Annotated in this window: 20 protein-coding genes; 1 reads left to right on the top strand and 19 read right to left on the bottom strand. The window is 40.0% G+C overall.

Annotated features, from left to right (window positions below; translation table 11 throughout):
- Window positions 1-5: 5 nt before the first annotated feature.
- The 11 genes from BM398_RS06130 to msrA form a co-directional block, all read right to left on the bottom strand.
- Window positions 6-905, bottom strand: coding sequence for an alpha-hydroxy-acid oxidizing protein (locus BM398_RS06130; protein ID WP_092336887.1), 900 nt, complete (start codon window positions 903-905; stop codon window positions 6-8).
- Window positions 906-1,035: 130 nt separating this feature from the next.
- On the bottom strand, window positions 1,036-1,584 hold the full coding sequence (locus BM398_RS06125) for a GNAT family N-acetyltransferase (protein WP_092336886.1): 549 nt from the start codon (window positions 1,582-1,584) through the stop codon (window positions 1,036-1,038).
- A 55-nt stretch (window positions 1,585-1,639) separates the two neighbouring features.
- Entirely contained in the window at window positions 1,640-1,957 is a 318-nt protein-coding gene (gene trxA / locus BM398_RS06120) for a thioredoxin (RefSeq protein ID WP_092336885.1), read from the bottom strand.
- Window positions 1,958-1,998: 41 nt separating this feature from the next.
- Window positions 1,999-2,688 (bottom strand): Pr6Pr family membrane protein, encoded by a 690-nt coding sequence (locus tag BM398_RS06115; RefSeq protein WP_092336884.1) that lies wholly within the window; start codon window positions 2,686-2,688, stop codon window positions 1,999-2,001.
- Window positions 2,689-2,844: 156 nt separating this feature from the next.
- Complete coding sequence (locus tag BM398_RS06110) at window positions 2,845-3,027, bottom strand: hypothetical protein (protein ID WP_092336883.1); 183 nt, start codon at window positions 3,025-3,027, stop codon at window positions 2,845-2,847.
- Window positions 3,028-3,061: 34 nt separating this feature from the next.
- Entirely contained in the window at window positions 3,062-3,478 is a 417-nt protein-coding gene (locus tag BM398_RS06105; protein WP_092336882.1) for a type II toxin-antitoxin system VapC family toxin, read from the bottom strand.
- A complete protein-coding gene (locus BM398_RS06100) occupies window positions 3,462-3,701 on the bottom strand; it encodes a type II toxin-antitoxin system Phd/YefM family antitoxin (RefSeq protein ID WP_092336881.1) in 240 nt (79 codons plus the stop codon). The genes BM398_RS06105 and BM398_RS06100 overlap by 17 nt, the downstream gene beginning before the upstream one ends.
- 140 nt (window positions 3,702-3,841) lie before the next feature.
- A complete protein-coding gene (locus BM398_RS06095; protein WP_092336880.1) occupies window positions 3,842-4,741 on the bottom strand; it encodes a hypothetical protein in 900 nt (299 codons plus the stop codon).
- Between the two features lie 44 nt (window positions 4,742-4,785).
- Window positions 4,786-5,625 carry an SDR family oxidoreductase gene (locus tag BM398_RS06090; protein WP_242949766.1) on the bottom strand — a complete coding sequence of 280 codons (840 nt, stop codon included), beginning with the start codon at window positions 5,623-5,625 and terminating at the stop codon, window positions 4,786-4,788.
- A gap of 65 nt (window positions 5,626-5,690) precedes the next feature.
- On the bottom strand, window positions 5,691-6,344 hold the full coding sequence (locus BM398_RS06085; protein ID WP_092336879.1) for a metallophosphoesterase family protein: 654 nt from the start codon (window positions 6,342-6,344) through the stop codon (window positions 5,691-5,693).
- A 21-nt stretch (window positions 6,345-6,365) separates the two neighbouring features.
- Entirely contained in the window at window positions 6,366-6,857 is a 492-nt protein-coding gene (gene msrA, locus BM398_RS06080) for a peptide-methionine (S)-S-oxide reductase MsrA (RefSeq protein WP_092336878.1), read from the bottom strand.
- Window positions 6,858-6,990: 133 nt separating this feature from the next.
- Between msrA and cobI the strand changes: the two genes are divergently transcribed.
- Window positions 6,991-7,650 (top strand): precorrin-2 C(20)-methyltransferase, encoded by a 660-nt coding sequence (gene cobI, locus BM398_RS06075; RefSeq protein WP_175531861.1) that lies wholly within the window; start codon window positions 6,991-6,993, stop codon window positions 7,648-7,650.
- On the opposite strand, the gene BM398_RS06070 is transcribed toward cobI, so the two are convergent.
- The 8 genes from BM398_RS06070 to BM398_RS06035 all read right to left on the bottom strand — a co-directional run bounded on the left by BM398_RS06070 (window position 7,647) and on the right by BM398_RS06035 (window position 15,855).
- On the bottom strand, window positions 7,647-8,207 hold the full coding sequence (locus BM398_RS06070; RefSeq protein ID WP_092336876.1) for a hypothetical protein: 561 nt from the start codon (window positions 8,205-8,207) through the stop codon (window positions 7,647-7,649). The genes cobI and BM398_RS06070 overlap by 4 nt on opposite strands.
- Before the next feature lie 132 nt (window positions 8,208-8,339).
- Window positions 8,340-9,020: a Pr6Pr family membrane protein gene (locus BM398_RS06065; protein ID WP_092336875.1), complete on the bottom strand. Its 681-nt coding sequence runs from the start codon at window positions 9,018-9,020 to the stop codon at window positions 8,340-8,342.
- A 193-nt stretch (window positions 9,021-9,213) separates the two neighbouring features.
- Window positions 9,214-11,400, bottom strand: coding sequence for a DUF6055 domain-containing protein (locus BM398_RS06060; RefSeq protein WP_092336874.1), 2,187 nt, complete (start codon window positions 11,398-11,400; stop codon window positions 9,214-9,216).
- Window positions 11,401-11,696: 296 nt separating this feature from the next.
- Window positions 11,697-12,230, bottom strand: a complete 534-nt coding sequence (locus tag BM398_RS06055; protein WP_092336873.1) for a transcription repressor NadR — start codon at window positions 12,228-12,230, stop codon at window positions 11,697-11,699.
- An 8-nt stretch (window positions 12,231-12,238) separates the two neighbouring features.
- The gene (gene nadC / locus BM398_RS06050) at window positions 12,239-13,090 is read right to left on the bottom strand and encodes a carboxylating nicotinate-nucleotide diphosphorylase (protein ID WP_092336872.1); all 852 of its coding nucleotides are present in this window, start codon (window positions 13,088-13,090) and stop codon (window positions 12,239-12,241) included.
- A 3-nt stretch (window positions 13,091-13,093) separates the two neighbouring features.
- Window positions 13,094-14,404 carry an L-aspartate oxidase gene (locus tag BM398_RS06045; protein ID WP_092336871.1) on the bottom strand — a complete coding sequence of 437 codons (1,311 nt, stop codon included), beginning with the start codon at window positions 14,402-14,404 and terminating at the stop codon, window positions 13,094-13,096.
- A complete protein-coding gene (gene nadA, locus BM398_RS06040; RefSeq protein ID WP_092336870.1) occupies window positions 14,404-15,315 on the bottom strand; it encodes a quinolinate synthase NadA in 912 nt (303 codons plus the stop codon). Before nadA ends, BM398_RS06045 begins: the two co-directional genes overlap by 1 nt.
- A 168-nt stretch (window positions 15,316-15,483) precedes the next feature.
- The gene (locus BM398_RS06035) at window positions 15,484-15,855 is read right to left on the bottom strand and encodes a hypothetical protein (protein ID WP_092336869.1); all 372 of its coding nucleotides are present in this window, start codon (window positions 15,853-15,855) and stop codon (window positions 15,484-15,486) included.
- Window positions 15,856-15,868 lie beyond the last annotated feature (13 nt).

Genomic DNA, 15,868 nt, shown 5'->3' with positions numbered 1-15,868 from the left:
GAGCATCAGAGCTCGTAAAGAACGGAGCTGTCGATATCTGAAACAGTCTCAAATCCGGTTGAACTCATGATATATCTAAGTTCATTTCCAACTCCGGTGATGAATTTCTTCACACCATCTTTTCCTTCACTTTCAAGAGACGGAAGCATTGATCTGCCAACAGCCGCAGCGTCTGCACCAAGCGCAATTGCCTTAAATACATCTGCACCCGAAGCTATTCCGCAGTCGACTATTATCTTAACTCCCGTTCCTTCCAGAACATCTTTTATCTCAGGAAGTACCATCATGGGTGGAACCGCGTAGGGAACTCGTCCGTGATGATGACTTATTATGATTGCCTTTGCTCCTATCTCCGCGCACTTCTTGGCATCCGCCACACTCAGCACGCCTTTTACGATAAAGGGAAGCTTGGTAAGTTCCACATAAGAACGGAGCATGTCTTCGGTCTGAAATGTCATGTCTTCGCCCATTACAACATCATAGCCGTTTTCTCCAAATATATGGTCGATATCCATTCCTATTCCAAAGGCTCCGACAGATTCTGCATACTGCATCTGATCTTTGACTTTGCCGTTGTCGGCGTAAGGCTTTACTATCCTTACGGTCTTGGCGCCTGTATCTGCAATCTTTTTGAAAAGATCGTTCTCCATCATGCCGCAGAAATTGAGAATATTAAGCTCTTTTGCAGCCTCTGAGTATTCTTCAAGTCCTGTCTTCTCGCGGCCGTTATAGTTGCCCAGATGTGAAAAAGCAGGCGTCATAACCGGCATTGAAAACTTATCACCAAAGAGCTCTGTCTCTGTGTTTGCTTTAACCGAATCGATATATCTGGATTCTATTAATATGGAATCCATGTATTTCGCTGTGATGATATTTGCATCCGATAATCTGTTGTAGTTTTCCACGCTATTCTCCTTCGCAAAGTGCTGAGTTATCGCCAATTACAAAGATTTTATTACGAATACTACCGATATACCTTTCATTTTTTGTCCACATATCAACTTATTTTTTGTAGTTATCTGTTTAGACTACCGATCAGAGCTTTTTCATCATCCAGTATGCATCTGCATATGTGCCGTCAGAATATTTCATGCTGTCAGGAAATGTGCCGTATTTCTTGAATCCAAGCTTCTCATATAAAGCATAAGCTGCTTTGTTGCCGGCTATGACTTCAAGTTCCGCCTGCTCATAACCAATCTTTTTTGCTACATCAAGAACGGTCTCAAGCATTGCTTTACCGATTCCGCATCCGCAGTATTCCTTATATAAAGCTATGGCAATATCGCATCTGTGGCTGTATCTTTTATATGAAGCAAGGCTCATAAGCGAACAGTTTCCCACGTGTTTACCATCTATTGTTGCAACGAGCATAAGCTCTCGCTCATTAGACATCTTCGATTTGAGGAAATTCTCCTCATCCTCCTTGGTAAGAGTAACCTCTTCCGGCTCTCTTATAAGATAAGGTGTCTCTCCCGAAGTGACCTTCATGTACTTTATAAGGTCCTCCGCATCATCCGTTGTTGCACTTCTAAGTATTACAGTTCTTCCAAGTTTGTCCTTAATGGATATTTCCTCAAATGTCATAAGCTGCCTCCGTCAAATTTTTTTATCCATTACTATATCATATTTTGCCGAGTACTTATAGCATTTCCTGTAATTTAGCCGCAAGTCTGTCCTTGGGAACGGCACCCATCTCATCAGAAACAAGCTCGCCGTTCTTGATGAATGCAAAGTACGGAATGCTCATAACTCCGTATTTCTGCGCAAGCTCAGGCTGCTCATCTACATTAATCTTACCTACTTTCACCTTGCCGTCATACTCTTTTGCAAGTTCCTCAACTACAGGTCCCATCATCTTGCAAGGTCCGCACCAATCCGCATAGAAATCGATAAGTACCGGTACTTCACTGTTCATAACTTCTGTATCAAAATTTTCATTTGTAAATCTGTATTCCATTTTTTTACCTTTACACCCACTAATTGCAGGCGCCTTTCCTTTTACTTGTTTGAACTATTATTTTTTTCAATCTTCTCTGCAATTACCAGATAACAATATCCAACAATAAGCAGGAATATAAATAGTGCCATTATCCACCATGCGCTTCCCATAAACGGCAGCTCATCGGTAAATCCGAATGCTCCGGCAGGGCTTCCCCAGTTCAGGAAAAAGTACGGGTAGTTGTAACCTTTGGCAAACTCCCATCCGTTGACATATCCAATCCCCGCATATATAGCGTAAAGCAGCGGAGGAATGATAACATAGATGACATTTTTCTTTTTGATTCCGGCACCGGGTGCAATTACAAAAAAGTCTGCGATTGAAGCTATCGGAACAACAACGTGCGTGAGCACATTGTGTACATTCCATGCTTTCTCTCCCAGTGTAGGTGCAAGCACAAAGCAAAAGACAACTCCTGTAAGCGTTATTGCAACCGTACCCACATATTTGATAACGTAATGTACATTACCGATATCTTTTCCATGCACCAGCTTGTAACAACCGACCGCACATATAATAGCTATCGCAATGTTTGACTGAGTCGTAAAATACATAAAGGTCTGCACACCGCTCATAAAAGAACTTCCATCCCCGTAAGCACTTATAGATGTGCCTACAAATGCAGATACAATCACTATGATCTTCAATATATAACTTAGTCTCTTCTTTTCGTGTGTAATTGTATTCATGACGCATACCTCTTTATCTGTAACATTTATTCCGCTTGTGCTTTTGCAAAATTATATTGCATACAACTTAAAATGTCAAACATTAGAAACCCGCGTCCATGGCGCGCAAACCTAAAAGGGTCTGACCCTCAAGTCAGCCCCTCAAAACGAATTATTTTATTTGATAATCAGATTTTCATTACTGATTCCTAAAATTTTCAGTTTCGCTTTTAATTCGCATAACTGAAAATTTATCTCTTTATCCTTATCATCAGCATTTTTAATTCTCATAAGATTCATGTAATTTTCAATCAGATTGACAACAAGTTGTTTATCCGTCATCTCATCATTATTATTCATTTAGTTTATCCTCTTCAATATCTTTCGCCTTTTCTTAATCTAATTCTATCCGATTCAGCAATTCCTCCGGACTATATGCCGGTATAGGACTCTTTATAAAATCTTTGACATTCCTTGTAATAATGAAATCTGCTTCTACTCTTTTGGCAGTCTGTATTTGAACAGCATCTTCAAAATCTTTTAATTTCATCTCAAGAGCATTTTTCACATCTTCAGCAGTAAGCTTTTCAAAGGTAAATATCAAAGAAAGCGCTTTGTATACATCTTCGATTTTTTCAGGAGATAATTCCTTTCGCATGATATACATCATATTCATAAACGTAAGAACAGAAACATAGCCGATAGCTTTTCCCGTCTCGCATAACTTCCAAATAAGTGCTGAATATCTATAATGTGGTTCTCTTTTTTGAAGAACATCAAGGATTATATTTGCATCAATCAGTAATCTCATATTTTTCTTTTAAAGCATCCTCTCTAGCATCATAGTCATAATTCCCTTTTAATATACCTGTAAGAGAATCTGTAAGGTATGATACGGTTTTTGCTTTAGGAATAAATCTACCTACTTCCTGACCATTTTTAGTTATGATAACTTCATTTCCATTTATAACCATCTGAAGGTATTTTCCAAACTGATTTTTCATTTCTGTAGCAGTTGCCATTGCTTCTACCATATAAAGAACCTCCTTTATTTTGGCTAATTATATTATATCATAAATTGGCTATTTTTCAATTATCCAATATTGCCTACAAACAATTTATCTAAAATAAGGCCTTGAGAGTTGCACTCCCAAGACCTTTTCATCATCTAACATCAAAAAGATTTTTCCACGGTAATCTTTATGTCATAAGGTACAATAGCACCGTTCTCCTGCGCATACGCAGCGTAGTTATTCACTATCTTAACAATATCGCTACTCGTCATTGTATTCTTCCAAGCCTGTACTTCAAAATCGTACCTGTCAAAAAATGTTATTGCCAGCTTCCACTGTCCATCCACTTTTTTTCCTGCAACTTTATAGCTGACCTTGTTATAAGAAAGATGTAAGTCTGTTGTACTGTTTAATGTTGTACTTCCTGTTATGATTTTTTCTGTTATATCAAGTCCTTCAACCTGTTTCTTAAAATCGCCCACGATAGCTTCGCATTCACGGGATTCAGCTATCTGTGCCGCAAACTTTGAATTAGGCGAATATGCCAGATTTGACGGTTTATTCTGAAGCGAATGATCTAGTAGCGCTGAAGCTGTACTATATCCTACGCCTTTGCTTAAAGCAACAACAGCCTTAAACTGCGCTCTTATCAAAGATACTTTCAAAGAATCCTTCTGAGCTGCATTATTTCGAATAATGCCGTTCATTGCAGCATATTCTACGAATCCATTAAGTAGCTTAGCAGAATTATCCTCTTCCAAAACCATGAAAGAACGTTTTTTAAGCCCGGTATTGCTACTACTATTGCTTTCAACATAGTCATTATATAAATCCAACAATTCTTCGTCAGTCATGCCAATGCTTTCTACGAAAGCCTCATCATCCTGCTCTTCAATAACTGTCTGATCACTGACTTCTACGTATTCTTCGTCTTCAAATTCCTCCACATAATTTTCTTCGAATCCTTCATCAAATTCCGCCGCGAATACAGCCACCGGATTCCACAGCATGCTTACTGCCACTCCCCATGCCATAACTTTTGCAACAAATTCCCTTTTCATAATATGCCTCCGTTTTTCTATGATGTCTATGTAATTATGCCGGCTTAGGCATTTACAAGCTTTTCGCTAAATTCGTAAAGTTTTTTGGCAAGGTTCATATCTTTCGATCTTCGCGATGAGTTAGCAATCTTGCATCTGTAAAAATATTCTCCGGTAATATCTTTTACCGAATCATCAGTTGAAAGGAAAATGGCTGTTCTCGCGCCTTCGGCAGGTGTTTGGAAAAAAGGCTTCAAAAGACCTGTTATTGTTTTTCCAAATCCTGTCTCTCTGTCTATACCAATGTTGGTCGCAACTGCGCCGGGATGACAGCAGTTGACCATAATCCCTTTGTCTTTGAGCCTTCGTGCAAGTTCCCTTGTAAAAAGAACATTTGCGAGCTTGCTCTGGGAATACCCCTTTATGACGTTATACCCCTTTGTCAGGTTTATATCATCAAAATGTATCTTTCCAGTCTTGTGTGCTCCGGATGCGACATTGACTATTCTTGAGCCTTTGTCCATCATACTTATAAGCTCTGTAGTGAGAAGAAAATGACCTATATGATTGATTCCAAACTGTCTCTCAAGCCCTTCCTTCGTTTCTTGTCTGTCCAAAGAAATAAAACCTGCATTATTTACAAGTACGTCTATCTTCTTATATTTTTCTTTTACCTGGGAAACAAAAGAACGAATTGAATCATAATCCCCAAGATTGCAGAGCATGAGTTCAAGCTGTCTGTCATTTTTTTCGCTCAATTTCTGAAGTGCTTCTTTGCCGCGTTTTTCACTCCTGCACAGCATTATTACCTTTGCCCCTTCGTCACTTAGTGCCTCCACCGTAGCCATTCCCATACCGGAATTTGCCCCGGTTACTATTGCGAGTTTGTTATCCATTCGTCCCATAATCTACCTGCGCTTTACGAAAAATTGTTTACATATTGCGTCTACTATAGCATAAACACGGGACGTTATGAAATCCTCTGCAAGATTCCCGCCACATCAACTCCAGGATGTGTGAGGTACATTCGACAGATACTCTCTGCGAGTTCTTCAGATATTTTAAGTTTCTTTGCGATTTCCTGATAGGACTTTCCGCTATCAGTCATGGACATTGCTCTGGAAATAATCCTATCGATGTTCTTGGGAAGTTTGGATTCTGTGGTTGATCCCGAAGTCGCAATAACCATCTTCTTAAATTCAAAATCCTCACGCCCATTCACCTCAAGAATCGCATACGATATTTCTTGTCCTAGTCTGCGCTTTCCACAGCATCCGGGGTTAAACCAGACTACGCCATCCTTATTGGCAAGGCTATATTTGTGACTGTGTCCGTATATAACTATAGAAACATCTGCCGGAAGCTCAGTTATCTTACCCTTGTTGTGAATCACAAATATCTTATTACCGAGACAATCCAGCGTAGCACTCTCAGGAATATCTTTTGCCCACTCTTTATCAGCATTCCCTCTAACGACCGTTACAGGCGCAATCTCCTCAAGTCTCTCGATCACGCTTCTGTCATCTATATCTCCTGCATGAATTATGTGGTCCACACCGCTTAATCCTTCTATCACTTCCTGCCTCAGAAGTCCATGCGTGTCAGACAATACTCCTATGCGCATATATATCCCCCTCATGCTGTTTTAATCAGCTTTTTTCCTTCCGGACTCTATAAGCTCTTTCTCAAAAGCCTCAGGGTTCTTCAGATAGTAATCCTGATGATACTCTTCCGCCTCGTAGAAATTCTTGTAGGGCAAAAGAGCTACATGCGTCTCTTTACCTGCGTTCTTTTCAATCTCTTTGAGTTTAATACTTGCCAGATTCTTTTCATCTTCATCGTTATAGAAAATCGCAAGAGTATATGAAAAACCTTTATCAATAAACTGGCCTTCGGAGTCGAACGGATCAACGTTGGCAAAATAAATATCCAACAACTTTTCAAACGAAACTTTCTCAGGATCGTAGACAAGCTTGATTGTTTCTCTATGACCTGTCTGCTGATGCTTTACCTGTTCATACGTTGGATTTTCTTCACTTCCACCCGCATAGCCACAGATTACCTTGTCAACTCCGTACATCTTGTAAATCGGCGTAACGCACCAAAAACATCCGCCCGCAAAATATGCCTCTTTCATTTTATCTTTCCTCTGTTCCTTATATAATCGAATTTAATAAGCACTGATTGTAATAAATCCATGCTTTATTATAATATATCGTAGCTTATGGCAAAACGAATTGTTTTTTAATAAAAGTGCAAAGGAGTTTATGATGAGCGAAGTGTTATATGCAATAGGCGTTGGCCCAGGAGATCCGGATCTGCTTACATTAAAGGCTGTTAAGACATTAGAAAAAGTAGATGTGATTGCTTGTCCTGCAAAAGATAATGAACCGGGAATCGCATATACAATAGCCTTGCAAGCCTGCCCCATTATAGCATCGAAAAAAACGCTTTCTCTTAATTTTCCGATGCAAAAAGAAAACCTGACGGATGCGCATAATAGTGCTGCAGAGAAGATCATTGCAGAACTAAGATTCGGCAAGAGCGTAGCATTTCTTACTTTAGGCGATCCCGGTTTTTATTCGACATTTTCCTACATTTCCGATGCGGTAAAAAAATCCGGTTATAACATCGAAATTATAACCGGAATTCCTTCTTTTTGCGCCGCGGCCGCCAAAATTGGATTATCAATTGCCGAAGGTGATGAAGCTGTAATGATCACAGCCGGCGAATACAAGCCTTTTGACGGAACGCTTATAATCATGAAAGCCGGCAGTAAACTAAAAGAGTTGAAATCCGCGATACGACATGACGGAAAAACTGCGTATCTCATTGAAAACTGCGGCATGCAAAATGAGATTATTTATTACGGCGTTGATATGATTCCTGATAAAACAGGCTATTTCTCTCTTATGATAGTAACCGCTTAATTAAGGATAAGCTTATGGTACTGTTCCAAGTGGTATGCATTCAACTGTGATATAAGAGCTTTCTCCTCTATCTCAGACTTTTTCTCCGCATCAGGAGACTCATTTTCTTCAGCCACTTCATCTATCGGTTTTGCTTTCTCTTCCTCAATCTCATGGCGCTTTCTCGTACAGTGATTGTACTCGTGAATTGCACGCATGATTGCATTGAGGTCCTCAGGTGTAAACATATCTGCTGCCTTTGACAGAGAATCAATATTATCTACATTCAAATGAAGACTGCCACCACTTGGAAGAGCAATTCTAAGGATTTTATCCTTTTCAGACATATCTCCGAGTGTTATGGCATTCTGTGTATAATCACATCCAAAAGTTACCCCGTTATAATGTATGACTCCATCTTTCGCAAGAATGCTATACGGACATTTCTTATCATTCGCTGAAAACGGCTTTATTTCAAAGCTTTCGCCGGTAGCATTAAGCTTTCTTAAACCTTTTTTCCCCGTAGCCGAACCTGAAGTATTATTGTTGTAACCGCAAACCACCGCATCAATTCCCATATACTCATACACCTCCTGATTAGTTTATAGAATGAAAAAACGTGCCCTTTCAAAAGAATCGTCAATCCGTTGAAAAGACACGCATTTCCATTGCTATCTAATATATCGGCTATTTTGTTTAATAATTTAGGATTACTTACTCTTTTTTCCCATATGATCCACTATCACCAGATACACATATCCCATGATGATAAGGAAAATAAGCAATGCCAATATCCACCATACACATCCCATAAAAGGTGACTCTTTTATAAATCCAAACGCTCCGGCGGGGCTTCCCCAATTAAGGAAAAAGTACGGATAGGTATTTCCCGCATAAAAATCCCAGCCTCTGACGTAGCCTATTCCGGCATATATCACATATAAAAGCGGCGGAATTATAACATAAAGGACATCCTTCTTTTTGAACTTTACTCCGGGAATGATAACAAAGAAATCCGCAATCGATGCTATCGGAACAACAATATGCGCAAGCACGTTATGCAGATCCCATGCTTCCGGTCCCGAGGCCGGCGCAAGTACCGCAATAAATACAACGCCTGTGAGTGTAATGGCAACAGTTCCCACATACTTCACAATGTAATGTAATTCGCTTATCTTTTTGTTTTTCACAATCAAGTATAAGCCCACTGCGCATATGACCGCTATCACAATATTTGATTGATTGGTGAAATACATAAAGATATTGAGTCCGCAGAAGAACACATCTCTGTCTCCGTAAGCACTTATACCGGTTCCGATAAACGCAGACAATATTACGATTATCTTTAAAACACAGCTAAGCTTTTTTTGGGTGCTTGTCATTTCATTCATGTAGTATCCCTTCTCCCTTTCTGCAAAGTCCTATATTCTCTCTCTTTCTTTTATACTACATTCTTTATAAAAAAATAGCCATACATATATATTCGATATATACATATATTATAAACGTTTTTTTGTAAAAAGGCCTCATCAAACTGTATACCAGCCTGATAAGGTCTTTTAATCATATTCCAGTATTCATTTATCAAAATCCGAAGAATCTCTTTATTATTGCTCCAATTATCTTCCAGATTGAACTTCCGGAATCTTCTTCCTCGAACATGTAGTCAAAATCTACTGTATCGGTTCCCTGCGTGCTTGTATCAAATCCCTGAGTGTTGCCGCATGTATTTCCGTTTGTATATCCGGGTCCTATCGGTGAAGGCTTGTATCCTGTACTGTCACCACCACAAGATGTATCTGTCGGCCATGTTCCGTTATTGCAGTTACCCTCAGTTATTCCAAACGGCCAAGTAGCACTGTTTCCGTTATTACTGTCGAAGCCGTTGTTGCTGTCATTGCTGAAATTATTGTTGTTATTATCGGATGATGTATTATTATCCTTGTTATTGTTTTCATCACCACGATAATTTGTATCGGTTGAAACTCCCGAGCTGATCACATCGTCCTTCTTATTGGATGTGTCTGTAGGCTGGGCAGTATTTCCGTTTGAAGCACTGTCAGTTGCATTCTTATTTGCGTTATCCTTGTTATCGGTTACCTTTTGAGAATCAGTAGATGTTTCTTTATTTCCGGTGTCCTTATTGGAATTCTCTTTATTTGTATTTTCTTTATTTGAATTCTCTTTATTGGCATCGTCCTTATTAGCATCTTCTTTTTTGTCATTATCCTTGTTCTCGGTAACCTTCTCTGACTCTGAAGGTGTCTCATCAGTCTTCTTGTCAGGTTCAGGTGTTACCGCTGAAGTATCCTCTTTCTTCTCAGGTTCGGGTGTTGCATCTTCTTTTTTCTCTTCCTGAGCAGGTGTAGGTGTACCGTCAACGCTTGATATCTTAACTTTATATGTAAATCTTGTATCGCTCTCAGTTGTCTTTGAGTTCCAGTCTGTGTGATATCCCTTGAGTCTGTCGGGTGTTGCACAAACTACAAGATAAGCTGCTGTCTCATCGCCATGAAGTGCGATTGTTCCTTTTCCGCTGCTGAAAGTCTCTGAATAACGAGTCTTGTTGTCAGCTGTATTTGTAACCAATGTTACTCTGAAATCAGATCCCTGTACTCCTGATGTGTTAACGAAGTCTGCAGAGATTCCGCCCTTCTTAAGATCAACATTAAGAGGGATTACGTTAAATCCGGTCTGCATAGGAGCCTTGTTTGCAGGAACTGCCTGATAGCCCTGTGCATCTGCTCTTTCAAGAGTTGTATAGATCTTCTCACGATTTCCGGGTTCTCTCAAAGTCTCATTGTTGAGATGCTCAAGATAGAATTTCTGTCTGCTGAAATCCATAGTTGCAAGTCTCTTGGACATTCCGCCGAGGATTGTCTTGATAGGCACTCCTGAAAGTCTCTCGATTGTTGCATACATTGAATCATCTTTCTGCTTGTTTTCCAAAATCTTATGAATAAGATCCATTCCAAGTCCCTGGATGTTATCAGGGTTCTCTGAAATATAAAGGAAGATCGGCCATGTGTCATACCAGTTGAGCATATGAGGCACATAGTAATCCGCATTTATCAAATATGGTGAAAAGAAATCTGAATAAGGTCCAAACTTCTTACCATGGTAGCAATAATATTCACTTCCGAGGAACTGATCTCTGAACCAGTTAGCTGTTGACTCATACCAAGGATAGTCGATTGTTCCGCCCTGGTAGTAAGTAAACACGTGTGCAAGCTCATGAGGAAGCACCCAGCTTGGATTAGGATCGGATACTACCATTGCTCCCGGTGCAACAAAAAGGAATCCAAAGCCCTCTCTGTCAGTGTTCATATATGCCCAGTTATCTTCAAAGGCTCTAAGTCCTGTATTAGAAATATATACGTTAGTCTTGAATTTTGAATTACCTGAAACGCCGATATCTTTCATACCAAGTTCCTGGGTATAAAAGGCGTAGATATTTTCAAGATTTGTCAGATTTCCCTTGATGAATTCCTCATCAATTCTTATATTGGTTGAGTTGCTTTTTCCCCATATGATCTGGAAATGTTCAGAAGCCATACGGTTTACGCTGTTGTCAGAAAGTGAATAAAAAGCATCACGTACTTTGTAAGCGTCATTTCTTGTAAGATCGACAATATTCGAAGAAGCGACCGCTGTTGTTGAGATAGTGTTAACCGGTGCTGCTTCTATATCAATACTTTGAACCGGCGAAATTGCCAGCACCGCAGCCATTCCGACCGCCGTAAAAGTAGATAATAAGGTTTTTTTGTTCATATTGTACCCCCAATAGCAATGTAGGTAGTGTCATACATTTTATAAGAGACATTGCTAACGGGCATTTAACAATTTTTCGTAAATCAAAATGCCTCAAAAAATAAACTTTTTCAGTAAATATACCCCCAACGTCTAAATACTCAAGTTTCTCTCATAATTAACTCGACACCAACTATTAATATATTTGTTACAAATATTACTTTACCATTAACCTTTTATGAAATCAACCAATATAGCCCCTGATGTGTCGCACAATATGCAACAAAAAAGGAAACGCCTCGCAGCGTTTCCCATACTTACTTATTTTTTGAGATCCAATCATCAAGCGGTAACCAGTATCCCTTGGCCTTCAGCTCTTCTTCGATTATATCAAGCGTAGCTTCATCATCTGCGCTTATAACGTGATAATGATATCCACTTGTAGCGGAACTTAACGTTTTAGATTTACCGGATTCAATCGCTTCCATAAATTTTTTTGCCTCACGGCGCGAGCTGACATTGAGTGGTGCTTCCAGCCTGTTATAATATCTGTGATTTATTATAGTGCTCTCTGCACATCCTCCGTTATCAACTATCGTAAACAACTCATCCAGAATCTGCTCATCTGTGTGCCGGCTCTTTATTATCCTTTCACATCTGCTATCTGAATTAATGATATACCCTCGATTAGTGGATAAAATATTTACACCGTTTGCCCTGATAAGTGCAATATCCGTGACCACCACCTGGCGGCTGACATCCAGCTGTTCAGCCAAAAATGTACCGGACACAGGCTTGTCAGATTTTTTTACAATCTCAATTATCTTATTTCTTCTGGCCTGTCCATCCATATGACCTCCTATATTACGTGCAAGTTCTTCATTGAAATATCCAAGATCGGTGCCGCATAAGTAAGAGCACCACTTGATACATAGTCTACTCCACTATCGATAATATTTAAAATGTTTTCTTTTGTAACATTTCCGGAGCATTCTGTTTTTGCACGTCCGTCAATGATCTTAACAGCTTCTTTCATTGTCGCAGGATCCATGTTATCAAGCATGATAATGTCTGCGCCTGCTTCTACCGCCTCTTTTACCTGATCAAGTGTCTCTGTCTCAATTTCAATCTTTCTTACAAAAGGAGCATATTCCTTAGCAAGCTGTATAGCCTTTGTTACAGAACCTGCCGCACCGATATGATTGTCTTTTAAAAGAATTCCGTCAGAAAGATTGTATCTGTGATTCTGACCGCCACCGCATTTTACCGCGTACTTCTCAAAGATTCGCATATTGGGCGTAGTCTTTCTGGTATCAAGAAGAACTGTCTTGCTGCCTTCAAGAAGAGCTGCAACCTGATGTGTATATGTAGCAATTCCGCTCATTCTCTGAAGATAATTAAGCGCAACTCTCTCACCTGATAAAAGAACTCTTACGTCGCCTTTTACCTTCGCCATAAGCTGACCTTTTTTGACTTCATCGCCGTCTGTAACATATTTTTCCACAACAACGCTTTCATTAAGGATCTTGAAAACTCTCTCATAAACATCCATGCCGCAGATGATGCCGTCCTGCTTACTGATAAGCTCTACCTCACCTGCCTGTGCATTTGGCATAACTGCATTTGTGCTGACATCCTCGCTTGATATATCTTCCCTAAGAGCCATCTTTATCAGCTCATCTGCATTTAATTTCATAGTTATATCGTTCATTTTTTATACTGCCTCCTCTTTCAAAGCACGTAATCTTGCTTCTTCTTTTATTTCTTCAACTACCATCTCATGATATTTTTTCATGATTCCGGGCAGATCCTCGTAATCATCCATGTTAATCAGCTTATCAAAATCTGCTGCCTTTTTGAATTCTTTTGTGGCAATAATATCTGCTGCCGCGCGCTTTGCAAACACAAGGCTCTCCAAAAGAGAATTGCTCGCAAGTCGATTTCTTCCGTGTACGCCGTTACAGCTCGTCTCTCCAATCGCGTACAGCTGATTCATTGTGGTTCTTGAATCCTTGTCTACATATATGCCTCCCATGAAATAGTGCTGCGCAGGCACAACCGGAACCCAAGTCTTAAGCGGATTGAATCCGGCTTCTGTGCAATGCTTGTATATATTAGGGAAGTGATTAAGTATCTTCTCTTTCGGAATCGGAGAAAAATCAAGCCACACGTGCTCTGTTCCCTGTTCTTTCATCTTGGCCAAAATTGCATTGCTGACAACATCTCTTGGCTGAAGTTCATCCGTAAATCGCTTTCCGTCTTTGTCACGAAGTACCGCGCCCTCTCCTCTTACAGATTCCGAGATAAGAAAGCTCCTTCCGCTCTGTCTTGTAAAAAGAGTTGTCGGATGAATCTGCACATAATCACAGTTTTCCAGTCGTACATTGTGATACATGGCAATTGCCAGTGCATCTCCCGAGATATGACGGAAGTTTGTTGAATGTTTATAAACACCTCCAAGTCCCCCGCATGCAAGAACTGTTACATCCGCTTCAATGGCTTCCGTTTTGCCGTCTTTATCCGCGACCACAATACCGTAGCAGACATTATCCCTGCATACCCAGTCAACCATTGTCGTGTAGTCCATCAATGTGATGTTCTCTCTCTCCTGCGCTCTGGCCAAGAGTTTACCTGTAATTTCTCTTCCGGTAACATCCGCATGGAAAAGAATTCTGTTATCCGAATGAGCACCTTCTTTAGTAAATACGAATTGCCCATCCTTTTTTTCAAACTCCACGCCATAGTCTTCAAGATCGTGAATAATCTGCTGTGAGCTTTTTATCATGATCTCAACGGATTCTTTGCGGTTCTCATAATGGCCGGCTCTCATGGTATCCTCAAAATAAGAATCGTAATCATTATCATCTCTTAACATGCAGATTCCGCCCTGTGCCAAAAAGCTGTCGCTTCCGTCAAGTGCGTCTTTTGAAATGCAAAGAATCTTTTTATCCTGCGGTAAGCTAAGTGCGCAGAAAAGACCTGCCGCACCGGTTCCTACTATTACAACATCAAATTTCTTTTCCATTATTTTGCCAGCTCCAACATTCTTGAAAGAGGCTTTAATGCATATTCCCTCTTCTCGTCACTAACTTCAACCACTCCGGTATTGTCTCTTAAACAATCTCTGACTTTCTCCAATGTTACTTTTTTCATATTGGGACAAGTCTGGGTAGCGCCTGCCGAATAGAACTTCTTTCCGGGGTTGCTTGTTTCCAACTGATAGAGCACGCCAAGCTCTGTTGCGATGATGAACTCCTCTTTATCAGATTTTGCTGCGTAATCTATGATGCCTGCCGTACTTCCGATGTAATCCGCAAGTTCAAGCGCCTTCAAAGTACACTCGGGATGAGCAAGAACTTCCGCGTTCGGATGAGCTTCTTTTGCCGCCTTTATCTGCTCAAAAGTTATGCCTTTGTGTACATGACAAAAACCGTCATTAAAAATAAAATTCTTCTCAGGAACTTTTGTTGCAATGTATCTTCCAAGGTTCTCGTCGGGAATAAAGAATATGTTTTTGTTTGGAAGAGACTTTACGATCTTCATGGCGTTTGAAGAAGTAACGCATACGTCCGAATGTGTCTTAAGCTCTGCTGTTGAATTGATGTAGCAAACAACAGCGACATCATCATACTCTTTTCTGACCTGCTCGATTCTCTTAACCTCAGCCATATGTGCCATCGGGCAGTCCGCCTGCATATCAGGCATAAGCACTGTCTTTTCCGGATTAAGAATCTTAGCGGATTCTCCCATGAAACTTACTCCCGCAAAGACGATCGTACTTTCCTTAAGTTCTGTTGCCACCTTTGCAAGGTAATAGCTGTCTCCGACATAATCGGCAATCTCCTGCACCCAGTCGGTCACATAATAATGAGCCAGAATTACCGCGTTCTTTTCCTTTTTTAACTTTTCAATTTCATCAACTATTTCGCTAATCATTACTCTCCCCTTTTTTGTGAGTCTATGTAATTTTTCTCACAGTCTACCACATGTAAAGTCTACTGACAAGACAGTTGTTTATTCAATAAAAAAGACCTATCCTATTGCATATTTTTTTGCACGAAAAAAGGACCATTCGTCGTTGAAAGTCCTCGTTCTAAATCAATACTAATATAAATCCGATAGTTTTATCCTATCATATGCACCGTTCTTTGCGTCTTCAGGATGGGGTTCCAGCCCGATTATTGTTATATCCTGCTGTTCCGGTCCATATACCCAATACATACGACGCGCCCCACTCTTTCTATTCTCCAAATATGACTGCCAAACTTTAATTCCATATCGTCTGGACAATTCAGTTATTTCATGAGATTTTAAACTCGGATACATCGGATCAATGGATAGTTTTTTCAATGCATTACCCCATTTTTTATAAAGTTCTTCATCTTTTTTGGTGATAGTACCATTTCTATACTGAGTCTGAAGGAAATTCCATAATTCTTCCATTTCAGGAATTCCCATTCTTATTGCATATCCCATCCAGACATTTCCT

The organism is Butyrivibrio sp. M55, from assembly GCF_900116865.1.
GTDB lineage: Bacteria > Bacillota > Clostridia > Lachnospirales > Lachnospiraceae > Butyrivibrio.
Note: the sequence above shows the minus strand (reverse complement) of the source record. Positions and strands in the feature narration are given on the sequence as shown.

Excerpts from the sequence above, each read along its gene's own strand:
- BM398_RS06125 (WP_092336886.1), bottom strand. The coding sequence starts at position 1,584 with ATGACATTTGAGGAAATATCCATTAAGGACAAACTTGGAAGAACTGTA.
- trxA (WP_092336885.1), bottom strand. The coding sequence starts at position 1,957 with ATGGAATACAGATTTACAAATGAAAATTTTGATACAGAAGTTATGAAC.
- BM398_RS06115 (WP_092336884.1), bottom strand. The coding sequence starts at position 2,688 with ATGAATACAATTACACACGAAAAGAAGAGACTAAGTTATATATTGAAG.
- BM398_RS06110 (WP_092336883.1), bottom strand. The coding sequence starts at position 3,027 with ATGAATAATAATGATGAGATGACGGATAAACAACTTGTTGTCAATCTG.
- BM398_RS06105 (WP_092336882.1), bottom strand. The coding sequence starts at position 3,478 with ATGAGATTACTGATTGATGCAAATATAATCCTTGATGTTCTTCAAAAA.
- BM398_RS06100 (WP_092336881.1), bottom strand. The coding sequence starts at position 3,701 with ATGGTAGAAGCAATGGCAACTGCTACAGAAATGAAAAATCAGTTTGGA.
- BM398_RS06095 (WP_092336880.1), bottom strand. The coding sequence starts at position 4,741 with ATGAAAAGGGAATTTGTTGCAAAAGTTATGGCATGGGGAGTGGCAGTA.
- BM398_RS06090 (WP_242949766.1), bottom strand. The coding sequence starts at position 5,625 with ATGGGACGAATGGATAACAAACTCGCAATAGTAACCGGGGCAAATTCC.
- BM398_RS06085 (WP_092336879.1), bottom strand. The coding sequence starts at position 6,344 with ATGCGCATAGGAGTATTGTCTGACACGCATGGACTTCTGAGGCAGGAA.
- msrA (WP_092336878.1), bottom strand. The coding sequence starts at position 6,857 with ATGAAAGAGGCATATTTTGCGGGCGGATGTTTTTGGTGCGTTACGCCG.
- cobI (WP_175531861.1), top strand. The coding sequence starts at position 6,991 with ATGAGCGAAGTGTTATATGCAATAGGCGTTGGCCCAGGAGATCCGGAT.
- BM398_RS06070 (WP_092336876.1), bottom strand. The coding sequence starts at position 8,207 with ATGGGAATTGATGCGGTGGTTTGCGGTTACAACAATAATACTTCAGGT.
- BM398_RS06065 (WP_092336875.1), bottom strand. The coding sequence starts at position 9,020 with ATGAATGAAATGACAAGCACCCAAAAAAAGCTTAGCTGTGTTTTAAAG.
- BM398_RS06060 (WP_092336874.1), bottom strand. The coding sequence starts at position 11,400 with ATGAACAAAAAAACCTTATTATCTACTTTTACGGCGGTCGGAATGGCT.
- BM398_RS06055 (WP_092336873.1), bottom strand. The coding sequence starts at position 12,230 with ATGGATGGACAGGCCAGAAGAAATAAGATAATTGAGATTGTAAAAAAA.
- nadC (WP_092336872.1), bottom strand. The coding sequence starts at position 13,090 with ATGAACGATATAACTATGAAATTAAATGCAGATGAGCTGATAAAGATG.
- BM398_RS06045 (WP_092336871.1), bottom strand. The coding sequence starts at position 14,404 with ATGGAAAAGAAATTTGATGTTGTAATAGTAGGAACCGGTGCGGCAGGT.
- nadA (WP_092336870.1), bottom strand. The coding sequence starts at position 15,315 with ATGATTAGCGAAATAGTTGATGAAATTGAAAAGTTAAAAAAGGAAAAG.
- BM398_RS06035 (WP_092336869.1), bottom strand. The coding sequence starts at position 15,855 with ATGGGATATGCAATAAGAATGGGAATTCCTGAAATGGAAGAATTATGG.